We start from the raw sequence: 11546 nt of genomic DNA, 5'->3' as shown, positions 1-11546 counted from the left end.
AGCAGCGTCTGCCGACCATATGCCCCGATTGGAGCATCAGCTCCTCTGCAGGGGCGGTCGGAGGGGGCAGCCTCCTTGGAGGTACCCTTTCTATTCGAACACCGCATCCGGATTGCTCAGACTGTCGCTGTCCTCGATCGTCACGGCATCGCCCAGTTCGAGCAGCGCCACGGCGCGCTCGATGCCGCGGGTCTGGGCGATCAGCCCGTCGATCGCCGCCTGCACCACCGCATTGCCCTCCTCATTGCCTTCGCCGATCTGCTGGTCATAGGCCTCGCCGGCCTCGGCGCGGTCGGCCATGACCTGCATCTTGGCGATGGTGTCGGACAGTAGCGCCTGGATTTCTCCGTCCAGCGCCGCATCCCTGTCGGCGACGACCTGGGCCAGTGACGGCCCCTCGATCACCGTGCCGTCCACGCGGGTATATTGCCCCAGATAGACGTTCTGGATGCCCACCGCGTCATTGAGATGGGACGCATGGGTATTGTCCGAAAAGCAGTCATGCTCTTCCTCGGGATCGTGCAGCAGCAGGCCCAGCTTCATGCGCTCGCCGGCCACCTCGCCAAAGCTCAGCGAGCCCATGCCGGTCAGGATCGTCGAAATGCCCTGCCCGGGCAGGGCCGCCCGGGCCGCGCCGTCCGCCGTCCAGTTGCCCACCATCTCCTCAAGATCGGCCACCAGCAGGCTCGACGCAGCCTTGAGATAGGCCGCACGACGGTCGGCATGCTCCGCCGTCGAATAATCCGTAAAGGGGCGTGCGCCCGCGCCCGGGCCGGTGCCGTTCAGGTCCTGGCCCCACAGCAGGAACTCGATGGCGTGGTAGCCGGTCGCCACATTGGACTCGACGCCCGCCGCCTCCTGCAGCTGCGTCTGCAGCAGTGCTGGCGTGATCTCGGTCGCGTCCAGTTCGACGCCATCAATGGCCAGCTTGGGATTGGCGATGACATTGGCGACATAGAGCGCATTGCTGTCGCTCTCGCTGCCATAGCTGGCATCAACATAGTCGATCAGTCCCTCGTCGAGCGGCCAGGCATTTACCCGTCCTTCCCATTCGTCGACGATCGGATTGCCGAAGCGGAACGCCTCGCTCTGCTGGTAAGGCACGCGCGCCGCCTTCTAGGCCGCCCGGGCTGCCTCCAGGCTAGCTTCGCTCGGCGCCGCGATCAGGCCATCGATGGCCACATCGAGCGCCTTGGCCGTGCTCAGCGCATCTTCATAGCTGGCCAGTGCAATGTCGGCGTAATGGCTGAGCACATCAGCTTCTGCCGGCGCCGCAGCAAAGGCGGCAACGGGCATCACCGACAGGGTCAGGGCGAGGGCAAGACGGCGCAGGTTGCGGGTGCAAAGCGAGATCATCACTGATCCTCCAAGGAACGGGCTGAAAACCGGACTATCAATGTCACCTTGGAAAATCAATTGATACTTCAATAACTTGGAAGAATTCTAAACTAAAAGAAGCCTTGCCAATTTGGCACGCGGCAAAATTCTTCAACCGGGCCCGCCACTTGCCTCCGAACCGGTCCGGCCGCACCCGCCCCTGCTGAATTTTGACCATCTGGACGAAACTGTCACAATAGGCCACTGTCACAATTGCAACTGACGGGACGGGGGCGCGAGCAGGGGGCAGACATCAAAGGCTGAATTGCGCTCAGGCGAGCCCGCCCAACAGTCTACGGTCGCCACCGCGCCTTCCGTCATCGCACTGTCACACCCGCTCTCTACTCCCTCCGCAGTTCGCCGCGACGCTCGCCAACGGGCGTTGACGAACGACTTTCAGGGAGACTGAACATGTCCATCAAGACGTCCCTCGGCGCATCCGTTTCGATGCTTGCCGTGCTCGCCGTTTCTGCACCCGCCTTCGCCCAGGCCGACCTTGACGCGCTCTATGCCGCGGCCAAGGCTGAAGGTCAGCTCACCACCATCGCCCTGCCGCACAGCTGGTGCGGCTATGGCGACGTGATCGCCGGCTTCAAGGCCAAGTACCCCGACATCACCGTCAACGAACTGAACCCTGACGCTGGCTCGGCCGACGAGCTGGAGGCCATCCGCGCCAATATCGGCAATACCGGCCCGCAGGCCCCCGACGTGATCGACGTCGGTCTGTCTTTTGGCCCCCAGGCCAAGGAAGAGGGCCTGATCCAGGCCTATAAGGTCTCCACCTGGGATGAAATCCCTGACGATGCCAAGGATGAAGAAGGCTTCTGGTATGGCGACTATTACGGCGTCATGGGCATGCTCGTGAACACCGATCTGGTCTCGGCCGTCCCGACCGACTGGGCCGATCTGACCAAGCCGGAATATGCCAATGCCGTCGCCCTGGCCGGTGATCCGCGCGCCTCCAATCAGGCCATCCAGGGCGTCTACGCTGCTGGCGTTGGCAAGACCGGCAGCGACGAGGGTGCCGCCCAGGCAGGTCTCGACTTCTTCGCCGAACTCAATGCCGCCGGGAATTTTGTCCCCGTCATCGGCAAGGCCGCCTCGGTCGCCCAGGGCACCACGCCCGTGCTGATCGCGTGGGACTACAACCTGCTCGCCTTCCGCGACAGCTTTGAAGGCAATCCGCAGGCCGAGATCGTCGTACCGGCCACCGGCGTTGTCGCCGGCGTCTATGTGCAGGCCATTTCCGCCCATGCGCCGCACCCCAATGCTGCCAAGCTCTGGATGGAATACCTCTATTCGGACGAAGGTCAGCTCGGCTGGCTCAAGGGCTATTGCCACCCGATCCGCTTCAACGCCATGTCCGAGGCTGGCCTGATCCCGCAGGATTTGCTCGACGCCCTGCCACCCGCCGAAGCCTATGCCAAGGCGATCTTCCCCAGCATCGAGCAGCAGAACGCTGCCAAGGCACTGATCACCGGCCAGTGGGATGCCGTCGTCGGCGCCAACGTCGCCGAGTAAGCCTGTTCCGTGACGACGCCGGCCACGACCATCCGGTTGTGGCCGGATCAAAGCCCGCCGTGCCATCTTCGCGTGGCTCCACGGGCGCACCATGAGGTCTACTGGGGCAGCTTGATGACCGACTTTCCCGCACCGGCACCGGTACCGAAACCCCGCCGCCGCCTGTCCTTTGAATGGCTGGGCGTCGCGCCCTTCGTCATCTTCGCGGTGATGTTCCTCGTCCTGCCCACCGTCTACCTGCTGGGCGCCGCCTTCATCAGCCCGCAGGGACAGTTCACCCTCGACAATATCTACGCCCTCTTCACACCGCAGATCATGGCCGCCTACTCCATCTCGATCCGCATCTCGGCGGCATCGGCCATTCTAGGGGCGCTGATCGGCCTGGCCATGACCCTGGCCATCATTCGCGGCAAGCTGCCCGAAGGCCTTCGCTCGGCGGTGATGACCTTTTCCGGCGTCGCCTCCAACTTTGCCGGCGTGCCGCTGGCCTTTGCCTTCATCTCCACCCTGGGTCGGCTGGGCCTGGTCACCATCATCCTCAAGCTCGTCGGCGTCGACCTCTACCGCTCCGGCTTCAACCTGCTGAGCTTCTGGGGCCTGACCATCACCTATCTCTATTTCCAGATCCCGCTGATGATCCTGATCATCGCGCCGGCCATTGATGGCCTCAAGAAGGAGTGGAGCGAGGCTGCCGCTATCCTGGGCGCCGCGCCCTGGCAGTTCTGGCGCTATGTCGGCCTGCCCATTCTCTGGCCCAGCTTTCTGGGCACCCTGTCCCTGCTGTTCGCCAATGCCTTTGGCGCCATTGCCACCGCCTATGCCCTGACCGGCTCCTCGCTCAACATCGTGCCCGTGCTGCTTTACGCCCAGATCCGCGGCGACGCGCTGCAGAATCCCGGCCTCGGCGCTGCCCTGGCATTGGGCATGATCGTCATCACCGCCACGGCCAATATCATCTACCTGTTCATTGCCGCCCGGGCCGAAAGGTGGATGAAATGAAACAGTCCCGCTTCTGGCCCTGGGTCGTCTTCCTGACCGGCGCCGCCTATTTCATCATCCCGCTGATCGCCACCGTCGAGTTCTCGCTCAAGATGCGGCGCGGCTATTACAGCTTCGACTCCTATCTGTCGGTCTTCTCCGACCCGCGCTTTCAGGCCACCTTCGGCTATTCGCTCGTCATCGGCATCTTTGCCATCGTCGTGGGCATCGTGGTCATCGTGCCGGCCGTCTATTTCGTGCGCCTGCGCCTCCCCTGGTTGCGCCCCTTCATGGAATTCGTGACGCTGCTGCCGCTGATCATCCCGGCCATCGTGCTGGTCTATGGCTATATAAGGCTCTACAATTCGAGCTCGCTCATTCCCTTCACCGGCAGCGCCCTGGGCACCGATATCCTGCTGATCTGCGGCTATGTCACCCTGGCCATGCCCTATACCTATCGCGCGGTCGATACCGGCATGCGCACCATCGACGTGCAGACGCTGACCGAGGCGGCCCAGATCGCCGGTGCCAACACCTTCCAGATCATCTCCCGCATCATCCTGCCCAATATCCTGGTGGCGGTACTGTCCGGCGCCTTCCTGACCTTCGCCATCGTCATCGGCGAGTTCACCATTGCCAGCCTGCTCAACCGCCCCGCCTTCGGACCCTATCTGCAGAATATCGGCGCCAACCGCGCCTATGAGCCGGCGGCTCTGGCCGTCATCTCCTTCATCATCACCTGGGGCGCCATGGGCATGATCAATGTGCTCGGCCGTTTCGCTCCCCGCACTTCCGCCAGGACCGACTGACCATGGCCGCCTTCCTCGAAGTCCAGAACCTTACCAAGACTTTCGGCACGACCACGGTGGTCAAGGACGTCAGCTTTGCCTTCGACAAGGGCGAGTTCATCTCCCTGCTCGGTCCCTCCGGCTGCGGCAAGACCACCATCCTGCGCATGATCGCCGGCTTCGAGTCGCCAACGGCCGGGTCCATCCGCGTCGATGGCCACGACATCACCACGCTCAAGCCCAACCAGCGCCAGCTCGGCATGGTCTTCCAGGCCTATGCCCTTTTCCCCAATCTCAATGTCGGCGACAATATCGGCTTCGGCCTCAAGATCGCCGGCATGCCGGCCGAGGAGCGGCGCGCTCGCGTCGAGGAAATGCTCAAGCTCATCGGCCTGCCCGGCTACGAGAAGCGCTATCCCTATGAGATGAGTGGCGGCCAGCAGCAGCGCGTCGCCCTCGCCCGCGCCATTGCCCCGCGCCCGCGTATGTTGCTGCTCGATGAGCCGCTGTCGGCGCTCGATGCCAAGATCCGCGTCTCGCTGCGCGAGGAAATCCGCGCCATCCAGCTCGAACTCGGCATCACCACGGTGTTTGTCACCCACGATCAGGAAGAGGCGCTGTCGATTTCCGATCGCATTGTGGTCATGCATGCGGGCAATATCGAGCAGCTCGGTGCTCCCCACGAAATCTACAACCAGCCCGCCACCCGTTTCGTCGCTACCTTTGTCGGCCAGCTCAACAACATTGAGGCCACCGTTGTCGATCCCGCGGCCCATACCGTCTCGATCGATGGCCAGACCATAACGGTCCCTCATCTTCCGGCCAGCGCCACCGCCAATGCCGCCACCACATTGACGCTGCGCCCCGAAGTCGTCTGCGTCGGCCCGCGCCAGGGCAATGACATCACGTTGAACGGCACCATAGCCGACGTCACCTTCCTCGGCTCGGTGATCCGCCTCCGCGTGCGGCTGGGGGGCAACACGCTCAGCCTCGATACCTTCAACGATCAGCGTTCCAGCCCGCCCCAGCGCGGCGAGCCCATTACCATCAGCCTGGCCAGCAAGGACCTTTTGGTTCTCGCCAACTAGGCATTTGACCTCTACACGCCACAGGGCCATCCTCCTGTGGCAATCCGAGGTATCTGCCGTGAATGACCCGTTCGTAAGCACCGACTGGCTGGCTGCCCATTTGAGCGACCCCGATCTCGTGGTGCTGGACGGCAGCTGGCACATGCCCAATGCCCCGCGGAACGCCCCGGCCGACTACCTGGCCGGCCACATTCCGGGTGCGGTCTTCTTCGATATAGATGGCGTCGCCGATACCGACAGCCCCCTGCCCCACATGCTGCCCGCCCCAGCGGCCTTCGCCCATATGGTGGGCGCCCTGGGCATTGCCGATACTATGACTATTGTCATCTATGATGAAATCGGCCTGTTTTCGGCCCCCCGCGTCTGGTGGACCTTTCTGGCCATGGGGGCCCGCGATGTGCGCATTCTCGCCGGTGGCGGTCCCAAATGGCGCGCCGAGCGTCGCCCCACCGAAGTGGGCTTGGTCGCCCGCCCGCGCCAGACCTTCCACGCCCGCTTTGACCCCGCCCGCGTCGTCGATTTCGACACGGTGCGCGCCCGCAGCCAGGATGGCGCGGTCCAGATCGCCGATGCGCGCCCGGCCCAGCGCTTTCACGCCGAAGTGCCCGAGCCGCGCAAGGGCTTGCGCGCCGGCCATATACCCGGCTCCACCAATCTGCCTGTGAGCATGCTCACCGAAACCGGCCAGATGAAATCACCCGCGCAACTAGCCACCCTGTTTGCCGAACGCGGCATCGATCTGGCAAAACCGCTGATCACCACCTGCGGCTCGGGCATTACCGCGGCCACACTGGCCCTGGCGGCCGAACTGGCCGGCGGCCAGGCCGTCGCCGTCTATGACGGGTCCTGGACCGAATGGGGCAGCCGCACCGACGCCGAGATCGAGACCTGAGTCATTGCCGACCATCCGACAACGATCAATCGCCGCCGTCACCCCGCACGTTCAAGTATTCGACCAAGCTATTTAAATCTTCCTTTAGAATTTAAGCGGCACAAATGCGCATGAGAGCTATTGCGCATGCCGAGAACTTAGATGCACAAGTTCGTTTCGCTGTTTATTGACCGCGCACATCAACGCTATCTCGGCCTGGGCCTCTGGCTCGTCACTTTTGCCATCGTCCTGCTGGCGAGCACGACCCTGTTTGGCCAGCTGGTCAACCAGCGGATGCTCACAGAAGCCAGCCAAATGCTCGAACCGCAGGTGCGACTGCAGCAGAACGTTTCCTCGACATTGGGTGCGATGCGACAGTCCGTCACCGCTGAACCCTGTTCGCCGGCCTTTCATCAGCAGCTGCAGGAAATCGCCTATCTGCCGGATGGCCTCAACGAATTCCTCTCCGCCCCGGGCGGGGTCGTCAGTTGCTCCGTCAACGCAGACTTCGCACCCTATGATCTCGGCAAACCTGATGTTGCCGATCCCAGCGGCGCCTCGATCTGGTTCGACGAGCCGCTCGACTTTCTCGGACGCCCCGGCCTTGTCGGCACCATCGTGGAAGTCAGTGGTTTCGGCATTGTTGTGCCCCCTCTACCCGAGCCAGCAGCGGGCACCAACCTGCTCGACTTTGAGCTGGTGAATGTGGCGCCTGGCGGCGGATTCTGGCACCGCGCCGGCGAGACCGGCATTTTTGCCGCGGTCAGCGCGGCGCATTCCTGGGCTGGCATCCTGCCCCTGCACAACGGCGCTTATACTGCAATGAGCTGCGTACCCGGAGGCCGGACCTGCATTGCCACCAGGGTTGCGCTGGCCGGGCTGGTCACGGCCTTCATGCCCGTCCTGGTGACGGCTATCCTGCTCGCTGCCTTTCTCGCCCTGGGCATCAGCGGCCAGATCCACGCTTTGCTGCGCCACTTCTGGAGCTTTGAGGCGCGCTTTCATCGCCACTTCACGCCGCAGAATATCCTGTGCACCTACCAGCCGATCCTCTCGCTGGCGACCGGCAGGATCAGCGGCTGCGAAGTCCTCGTGCGCTGGCGTGATGTCGATGGCGCCACCATCTATCCAGACCAGTTTCTGCCCGTGGTGGAAAAGCTCGGCCTCGGCCGGGAACTGACCGAATATGTCGTAGCCCGCGCCTTTCAGGAGCTGTCTACCCAGATCCCCTTTCAGCACCGCCTGCAGGTCAATTTCAACATCTTCCCGCGCGACCTCGATGCCGTCTGGCTGCGCGCCACGCTGCTGGATTTCGAGGCGCTCAACCAGCGCTTTGATGCGGTGATCGAGCTCATCGAGACCGACCTGCTGCAGACCGAGCACGCGCAGCGCGAGATCGACGCTCTGCGCCGTTTCGGCATCAGAACCCACCTCGACGACTTCGGCACCGGCTATTCCAACATCGAGAACCTGGCGCGCCTGCCAGTCGACGGCGTCAAGCTCGACCGCTCCTTTGCCATGTCGGCCGATGGCAGCCTGATGGCGCGCGTGATGCTCAACGCCATCGACATGATCCACGCCGCCGGCCACCGCATCACCGTCGAAGGCGTCGAAACCCCTGAACGCCTGCTCCTGCTGCGGACCACCGGGCAGGTCGATTTCATCCAGGGCTACCTGATCTCGCGCCCCCTCGACATCACCCGCTTTGCGCAGTTCCTCGCCGACCAGTCGCTGCCCACTCCCATGCGGCCCCAGCTCGTCGCCAACAACTGAGCGGCCTGCCCCTCACGCTGCACGTACACGCATGGCGCGGATTACGACTCAAGAGCGTGGCTCCGCCGCCCAGAAAATGTACGCTAACGTACCGCTATGTCTGATTTTTGCAGTTTAAGGCCATATCAGGCGCTTTGCATCGATTAATTACGATGTTGTTAGCGTCTTGCTGGCAAGGCTGAGGCTGCAAAGGACCCGCAGCGGTCTTAAATATGCCCCCAGAAGTAATCGGGGGCCCGCACCAGACTGCTCCCCCAGGGCAGTATTCCTTGCAGCACCACCTCCACCGAAAACGACCTGAAGATTCAGCGGGCGACGGCTTTGGCTTGTCGCTGCTGACCTGCGCCTGCGCCTCCCTTCATGGCAATCCTGCTGTCATGGGCCCGCGTCCAACCCATAGAAAATGGCCCCATCGTGTCCAACCCCGCAAAGTCCAAACTGACCATCGGCCTCAAGCTGACCCTCGTCGCCAGCCTAGGCATCGCCTTGGTGGCCATCATGCTGGGCGTGACGCTCTACAGCAACGCCGCCACCCTTTCATATGCCGACAAGGAATCCCGGCAGATTGCGGTGGGCAAGGACCTTGATCACGCCACTGTCGCCTATGCCGGCATGCGCATTGCTTCCCGTGATGTGCGCCTGGCCACGACCGACGAGGCGGTTGACGTGGCCGTCCAGGATCTGCAGGCCAAGCATGAAGCCATGCAAGCCGCGTTCACCGACTCTGCTGCCAATATGGTGGTTCAGGCAAATCTGGATCGGGTCGCCGCGGCCGAGAAATTTGCGCAGAATTACGTCGATTTGGTTGGACAGGTAGCCCTGGTGATCAAGAAGCAGCATGCCCTCGCCGTTCAGCCCGGCGCTGATGGCGGCGTCTTGGCTGCTCAGTTGGCCAAGCTTCTCGAAGAACAGAAACCCAATACCCTGGGCGTCAGCGATGCCATCGCCGAACTCATCGCATCAACTGATGAGCGGGAAATTGCCGACGGTGTCGCCGCCGACGCGCAGATGGCTCAGGGCCAGTTGATCGGTCTGATCATGGGTGCCCTCGTCATTGCCACGCTGATCGGGTCGGCCGTTTTCGGCAGCAAGGCAATCGCCAAGCCCATCCGCGTGATCACCGACCGCATGTCGACCCTGGCCACCGGCGATCTGCAGTCCGACATTCCCTATATGAGCCGCCGTGACGAACTCGGCGACATGGCCGCTGCCGTCCAGGTGTTCCGCGAGAACGGCATCAAGGTCGCCGAGATGAGCCTTGAAGACGCCGCCCGCGCCAGGATCAGTGCCGACCGCGCCCAGATGATGGGTAACTTTCAGACCGCCTTTGATGCGGTCATCGCCGCGACGGCCCAGGGCGATTTCTCCAAGCGCATCGACGCCCATTTCGATGACAAGGACATCGATCGCATCTCGGCCAACTTCAATGGCATGGTCCAGACCGTCAATACCGGCCTGGCCGAGGCAGGCAAGGTACTTGCCGCTCTGGCTCAGGCCGATCTCACCAGGCGCATGGAAGGCACCTATCAGGGCGCCTTTGCCGAGCTGCGCGACGACATGAACGCCGTGGGCGACAAGCTGACCGACATTGTCGGCCAGCTGCGCGGCACCTCGGGCGCCCTCAAATCGGCCACCGGCGAAATCCTTGCCGGCACCAATGATCTGGCCGAACGCACCACCAAGCAGGCGGCCGCCATCGAGGAGACATCGGCCGCCATGGAGCAGCTGGCCACCACCGTGGTGGAAAATGCCAAGCGCGCCGGCTCCGCCAGTTCCAAGGCTCAGGCCGTGTCCCATACCGCGGCCGAAACCGGCGAGGTCATGCGCCAGTCCAACCAGGCCATGGAACGCATTTCCTCCTCCTCCTCCAAGATTTCCAACATTATCGGCCTGATCGACGACATCGCCTTCCAGACCAATCTTCTGGCGCTGAACGCGTCGGTCGAAGCCGCTCGCGCCGGCGATGCCGGCAAGGGCTTTGCCGTGGTGGCCGTCGAAGTGCGGCGCCTCGCCCAGTCGGCAGCGTCAGCCTCGGCCGAGGTGAAGGTGCTGATCGAGCAGTCGGCCAGCGAAGTCACAGGCGGCTCCAAGCTGGTGGCCGAGGCAACGGCCAAGCTCACCTCCATGCTGGACGGTGTCCGTGAAAGCGCCACCCTGATCGAGGCTATCTCCTCTGCCAGCCAGGAACAGTCCAGCTCCATTGCCGAAGTCACCACCGCCATCCGCCAGATGGACGAAATGACCCAGCACAATGCCGCCTTGGTGGAACAGACCAACGCCGCCATCGAGCAGACCGAGGGCCAGGCCAATGAGCTTGACCGCATTGTCGAGGTCTTCGTGCTCGATGCCACGTCCCGTACACCGGCGCGCCGCGAACCGGCCCGTGCGCCGGAACGGCAGGGCGGCGTAAGGGCCCTGCAGGCCCGGGTCACCAGTGCCGCAAAATCCTATCTCAGCAATGGCAATGCCGCGGTCAAGCAGGAATGGAGCGAGTTCTGATGGCCTCGCTTTCCCTCCACGACGACCGCATGACGGCAGCGACCCCCGTCGAGGTCCGCACGCTCGACCAGTTCGTCACCTTCACCTGCAGCGGCCGCGCTTTCGGCATCGACATCATGTCGGTGCGCGAGATTCGCTCCTGGTCGCCGACAACCGAACTGCCGGACCAGCCGCATGGCGCCAAGGGCGTGCTCGATATCCGCGGCTCGGTCGTCCAGGTCTATGATCTGGCCGTCATGCTGGGCGGCTATGGCAGCGAGGTCAATACCGGCCAGGTCGTGCTGGTGGTGTCGCTGAAGAGCCAGGACGTCGGCCTGCTGGTCGACACCGTCTCCGACATCATCTTCGCCCAGCCCGAAGATCTCCGGCCCGTGCCGCTCTCGGGCGGGGACCGCGCCAATGCCATGGTCAGTGGCATGTTCAAGAACGAGGACCGCCTGATCGCCATCCTCAACCTGGCTGCAATGTTCCCTGCCTATCCCGGCAACTAGCCGGCCGCGCCAGCACAGGCGCCGCACCAAAAGGCCGCCGGCTCGTCCCGGCGGCCTTGCTGTTTGCCGGCAGGGCCCGCCGGCCCTGCCCTTGATGTTCTGCCGGCCGCCATCATATATGGCTTGGCCGATCCGGCGCGCGCCTGCGGCGCCCCCCGTC

At 63.4% G+C, this 11546-nt stretch carries 8 protein-coding genes and 1 pseudogene; 8 read left to right on the top strand and 1 reads right to left on the bottom strand.

Annotation, left to right across the window (positions count from 1 at the left end; all coding sequences use genetic code 11):
• Positions 1–90: 90 nt before the first annotated feature.
• Positions 91–1356, bottom strand: a pseudogene (locus AC4NN3_RS15495) (imelysin family protein).
• A gap of 432 nt (positions 1357–1788) precedes the next feature.
• On the opposite strand from AC4NN3_RS15495, the gene AC4NN3_RS15490 reads away from it, so the two are divergent.
• The 8 genes from AC4NN3_RS15490 (at position 1789) to AC4NN3_RS15455 (ending at position 11386) form a co-directional block, all read left to right on the top strand.
• Entirely contained in the window at positions 1789–2898 is a 1110-nt protein-coding gene (locus AC4NN3_RS15490; protein ID WP_491927986.1) for an ABC transporter substrate-binding protein, read from the top strand.
• A 114-nt stretch (positions 2899–3012) separates the two neighbouring features.
• Entirely contained in the window at positions 3013–3897 is an 885-nt protein-coding gene (locus AC4NN3_RS15485) for an ABC transporter permease (RefSeq protein ID WP_491927985.1), read from the top strand.
• Complete coding sequence (locus AC4NN3_RS15480) at positions 3894–4685, top strand: ABC transporter permease (protein WP_491927984.1); 792 nt, start codon at positions 3894–3896, stop codon at positions 4683–4685. The genes AC4NN3_RS15485 and AC4NN3_RS15480 overlap by 4 nt, the downstream gene beginning before the upstream one ends.
• A 2-nt stretch (positions 4686–4687) precedes the next feature.
• Positions 4688–5752, top strand: a complete 1065-nt coding sequence (locus AC4NN3_RS15475; protein ID WP_491927983.1) for an ABC transporter ATP-binding protein — start codon at positions 4688–4690, stop codon at positions 5750–5752.
• A gap of 58 nt (positions 5753–5810) precedes the next feature.
• Positions 5811–6644 (top strand): 3-mercaptopyruvate sulfurtransferase, encoded by an 834-nt coding sequence (sseA, locus tag AC4NN3_RS15470; RefSeq protein ID WP_491927982.1) that lies wholly within the window; start codon positions 5811–5813, stop codon positions 6642–6644.
• Positions 6645–6785: 141 nt separating this feature from the next.
• Entirely contained in the window at positions 6786–8396 is a 1611-nt protein-coding gene (locus tag AC4NN3_RS15465) for an EAL domain-containing protein (protein WP_491927981.1), read from the top strand.
• 414 nt (positions 8397–8810) lie between these two features.
• Positions 8811–10895 carry a methyl-accepting chemotaxis protein gene (locus tag AC4NN3_RS15460; RefSeq protein WP_491927980.1) on the top strand — a complete coding sequence of 695 codons (2085 nt, stop codon included), beginning with the start codon at positions 8811–8813 and terminating at the stop codon, positions 10893–10895.
• On the top strand, positions 10895–11386 hold the full coding sequence (locus AC4NN3_RS15455; protein ID WP_491927979.1) for a chemotaxis protein CheW: 492 nt from the start codon (positions 10895–10897) through the stop codon (positions 11384–11386). The genes AC4NN3_RS15460 and AC4NN3_RS15455 overlap by 1 nt, the downstream gene beginning before the upstream one ends.
• Positions 11387–11546 lie beyond the last annotated feature (160 nt).

Source organism: Devosia sp. MDV22-iso42 (assembly GCF_058629155.1).
This window is presented reverse-complemented; position numbering and strand designations above follow the sequence as displayed.

Excerpts from the sequence above, each read along its gene's own strand:
- AC4NN3_RS15455 (WP_491927979.1), top strand. The coding sequence starts at position 10,895 with ATGGCCTCGCTTTCCCTCCACGACGACCGCATGACGGCAGCGACCCCC.
- AC4NN3_RS15490 (WP_491927986.1), top strand. The coding sequence starts at position 1,789 with ATGTCCATCAAGACGTCCCTCGGCGCATCCGTTTCGATGCTTGCCGTG.
- AC4NN3_RS15480 (WP_491927984.1), top strand. The coding sequence starts at position 3,894 with ATGAAACAGTCCCGCTTCTGGCCCTGGGTCGTCTTCCTGACCGGCGCC.
- AC4NN3_RS15475 (WP_491927983.1), top strand. The coding sequence starts at position 4,688 with ATGGCCGCCTTCCTCGAAGTCCAGAACCTTACCAAGACTTTCGGCACG.
- AC4NN3_RS15485 (WP_491927985.1), top strand. The coding sequence starts at position 3,013 with ATGACCGACTTTCCCGCACCGGCACCGGTACCGAAACCCCGCCGCCGC.
- AC4NN3_RS15465 (WP_491927981.1), top strand. The coding sequence starts at position 6,786 with ATGCACAAGTTCGTTTCGCTGTTTATTGACCGCGCACATCAACGCTAT.